The sequence below is a fragment of the Pleionea sediminis genome (assembly GCF_007570825.1).
Lineage (GTDB): Bacteria > Pseudomonadota > Gammaproteobacteria > Enterobacterales > Kangiellaceae > Pleionea > Pleionea sediminis.
The window spans coordinates 1-3,744 of the sequence record NZ_SUNB01000001.1 but is presented as its reverse complement, the minus strand read 5'-3'; the positions used below and the strand labels follow the sequence as shown (position 1 = coordinate 3,744).

Genomic DNA, 3,744 nt, shown 5'->3' with positions numbered 1-3,744 from the left:
TTATGATTAATCGTTTAAATAGCAGTGTGAAAGCTGCATTAAAAGAAAGAGAGAGTCCTATGAAAGTATTTACAAAAGCTTTAGTGGTCACCACTGTTCTTTCAACATTATTCGCCTGTAGCGATAAAGAATCGATAGCCAAAGTGGGTAGTGAGTCGGTATCGAAAAACGAGTTTGAAACTTACATGGATTTTAAACGGATTGATAAGTCCAATGAAAAACTGCGCGACAGTTATTTGAACGATTATTTAGAACGTAAAGCGTTAACGCAAGCCATTCAAAAAACGGAACAGTTGGATCAAGCGAAAATTAATGCAGAGCTTGAGGAATTTAAAAAGCAGATGATCATTTCACGCTATTTTGATTCTTATCTGGATGAAAAAATATCGGAACAAGCCATTCGAAATTATTACGCTTCAAATAGTAATAAATATGAAAGTAAAAAAGCTCAAGTTGCTCACATATTAGTGCGCACAAACAGCTCAATGTCAGAAGAAGAGCGTCAAGCTAAGTATACGCAGATTCACCAGGTTTACAGTCAGCTGAATGCAGGTAAGTCATTTGATGAACTCGCAGAAAAGTTTTCTGAAGATACTATCTCTTCCAAAAAAGGTGGTGTTATTGGTTGGATTAATCAAGGAGCCATTGATCCAGTGTTTTCGAAAAAAGTTTTCGAAGAAATGGAGAGTGGAGCTGTTTCAGAGCCCTTCCAAAGCTCCTTTGGTTTTCATATTGTTAAGTTAATAGAAGGACCTTCGGTTGTTAAGCAACCTTTGGAACGTGTTAAAGGCGATATTCGCCATCAATTACGTAAAGAAGCGAAGAAAGTAGAGTTAGAGCGACTGTTAAGTACCGTTGAAATTAAGAAAGGGTAATTGGCAAATGAAATTATTCGCAAAGACTTCGTTAGTGTTTTTAGTCAGTTTATTTGTAGCATGTTCTGACACTTCGAATAAAACTGAAGACTCTAGTTCAACGAATCAAGACTGGCTTGTCAAAGTGAACGGCGACGTGATTTCTTCTGAAGATTTAGAAAGTGCTATTGAGCGAACTGTCGGTGAGCTTGCGGCATTTCAACTCGATGAGTCGGGTCGCCAAAAAGTTTTGGAAAGTCTGGTGTTAAGCAGAGCAATGGCAGACAAACAGTTAAGTTTAATGACAGAAGAAGAAGTCGCTTCCATTGATAGCCAAGTAAAAGCCTATCGTGAAGAGCTATTAGCGAAGTTGTATCTGAAAAACAATTTAACGCCAATACCCGTTACCGAAGAAATGGTTAAAGAGTATTACGAAAATAATCCCGATAAATTTGGTGGGAAAACAGTTCGTAGTTACGAAGTGGTTAAAGCGAACAGCAAAGTTTCTGGTGAAGCTCGCAAGAAAATTATGAGTTCATTAAGTGACATCGCCAAAGAGCCGCAGTGGCAAGATAAGGTGCAGCAGTTAAAGCAGCAAGGGTTTGGTGTGAGTTATGCTAAGGGTGCTGTGACACAAGGTGTTTTGAATTCGAAAGTTGATTCGATAATACAAGGTTTGCCATTGCAAGAAGCATCGTCAGTTCACTTTGTTGATGGTATCCCAATGATTCTTCGAGTGGTTAAAGAGCAGAAGGTTAGTCCGAAACCGCTTGCCGAAGTAAGAAATGATATTCGTAAGTCATTGGCGCCAATACAGCTGCGTAAAGCGGTTAAAAAAGCTTCCAAGGAAATTCTCGCTGAAGCGAAAGTTGTTTATCACAATGATGTTGATAATTAAAAAAATAATGGAATGTAAAACGTATTTAAGGTTATGAGTGTGGTTTTATTTCGATTTCTTAAAATGTGCAGCACTGCAAACTTCGGTCGTTGTGGAGTAGCGTTACTAATTGGTTTATTAACGCTTTCTGGTTGTAGTAATGAGGTTGCAGAAGAAAACGTTACAAATAAAGAAATGTTACTCGACGGCCCGTGGGTTTTTGAGCGACAACGAGGTAAGCCCATCTCAGAGAATCGCAACTTTCAAAGCACTGCAGGTCGAGCGGGCGTTGTTAAAATATTTAATGGTCGGAATGCTGAAGGTGATTACATTGGGCCACACGCAACCGCGGCGGCCGTTTATCTTAATGGCGAGTTAATTGAAGATGGCAGTCAAATTAATAAGAACCGAGATCTCATAACCATTCCAGTAACTTTTGAAGAATCAAACGAGCTGGTTGTTCGAATGGCGGGAAAACCAGGCGGCACTATTGCGATTTATGCTTATGTCCTGGATTTAGAAGCACCAAATATTTTGGCTCGTTTGGTTTACGACGACAACGAAGTTTTAATTAATGAAGAATCGAATCAAGGAACTTACGGTTGGTTTAACTCTGATGTATCAATAACGTTTGAATGTACAGATGAAGGCAGCGGAGTTCAACTGTGTCCATCATCACAAACATTATCTTTTGAGGGAGCTAACCAAACCGTTTTTGTTGAAGCATTTGATAATGCAGGCAATAGAGGAACATTAAAGTTTGATGTTTCCATCGATAAAACGGGACCTGAAATAGATGCGACGATCACAGGCCAACGAAGCGCAAACGGTTGGTATTTAGAACCTGTTGACGCGACATTCAGTTGTTCTGATAGTATCAGTGGTGTTAAATTTTGTGAGCCACCGGTATCGATTAATACCGCAGGTGAAAACCAGGAGGTCTTTGGTTTAGCGGTTGATAATGCTGACAACAAAACAGGATTTTCAGAGCGAGTCAACATCGACTTGGTGGCACCAGCATTTAACGTTATTTCTCCTCAGTTTGGTCAGGGCATTAATGAAGAAAGAGTTATTTTTGTCTTTGAATATTTCGATGATAATCCACTGCCAATTGAAAACATTTATTTTTGGGTTAATCGTCAAGCCTATAACAATGTTCCTTGTACTCAAATTGCTGACAATCGAATGTCGTGTGAAATCACAGAAGGATTAAAAGCGGGCGACAATCATATGTCCGTTCGTGCCGTTGACGTTGCAGGTCGAGAAGGTAAGAGCCGTGGAATACTGGTTGTTTTGGGTAATGTCGATAGTGATGGTGATGGCTATCCTGATGATCAAGACGCCTTTCCCAATGACCCCAATGAATGGTCCGATTTAGATGGTGATGGCATTGGTGACAATTCCGATCCCGATCGCGATGGTGATGGTGTTGATAATTCAAACGATGTTTTTCCTAATGATCCAAACGAATGGTCCGACATTGATGGTGATGGTATCGGTGATAATGCCGATCCTGATCGCGATGGTGATGGTGTTGACAACGACCTCGATGTTTTTCCTAATGATCCTACTGAAGCATTCGATTTAGATGGCGATGGTATTGGTGATAACTCGGATCCCGATCGCGATGGTGACGGTGTTAATAATGAGCAAGATGCCTTTCCTAATAATCCGAATGAATGGTCTGATATAGACGGTGACGGTATTGGTGATAATGCCGATCCCGATCGCGATGGTGATGGTGTTAATAATGATCAAGACGCTTTCCCGAATGATCCCAATGAAACCTCTGATTTAGACGGCGATGGTATTGGTGACAATTCCGATCCCGATCGCGATGGCGACGGTGTTGCAAACGATCAAGATGCTTTCCCGAATGATCCGAATGAATCGTCCGATATTGATAGTGATGGCATTGGTGATAATGCGGATCCTGATCGCGACGGTGATGGCGTTGACAATGATCAAGACGCTTTCCCGAATGATCCCAATGAAACCTCTGATTTAGACGGC

Annotated in this window: 3 protein-coding genes; all 3 read left to right on the top strand. The window is 40.8% G+C overall.

Annotated features, from left to right (window positions below; translation table 11 throughout):
- Nucleotides 1–2 precede the first annotated feature (2 nt).
- Nucleotides 3–875, top strand: a complete 873-nt coding sequence (locus tag FAX86_RS00015; RefSeq protein ID WP_144391294.1) for a peptidylprolyl isomerase — start codon at nt 3–5, stop codon at nt 873–875.
- Nucleotides 876–882: 7 nt separating this feature from the next.
- Nucleotides 883–1,752, top strand: a complete 870-nt coding sequence (locus FAX86_RS00010) for a peptidylprolyl isomerase (RefSeq protein WP_144391293.1) — start codon at nt 883–885, stop codon at nt 1,750–1,752.
- 39 nt (nt 1,753–1,791) lie between these two features.
- Nucleotides 1,792–3,744, top strand: a 1,953-nt coding sequence (locus tag FAX86_RS22405) for a thrombospondin type 3 repeat-containing protein (RefSeq protein ID WP_205859070.1), incomplete at its 3' end; no start/stop codon positions are given.

What these genes read in the sequence shown, in the direction of transcription:
- FAX86_RS00015 (WP_144391294.1), top strand. Translation starts at nt 3, where the DNA reads ATGATTAATCGTTTAAATAGCAGTGTGAAAGCTGCATTAAAAGAAAGA.
- FAX86_RS00010 (WP_144391293.1), top strand. Translation starts at nt 883, where the DNA reads ATGAAATTATTCGCAAAGACTTCGTTAGTGTTTTTAGTCAGTTTATTT.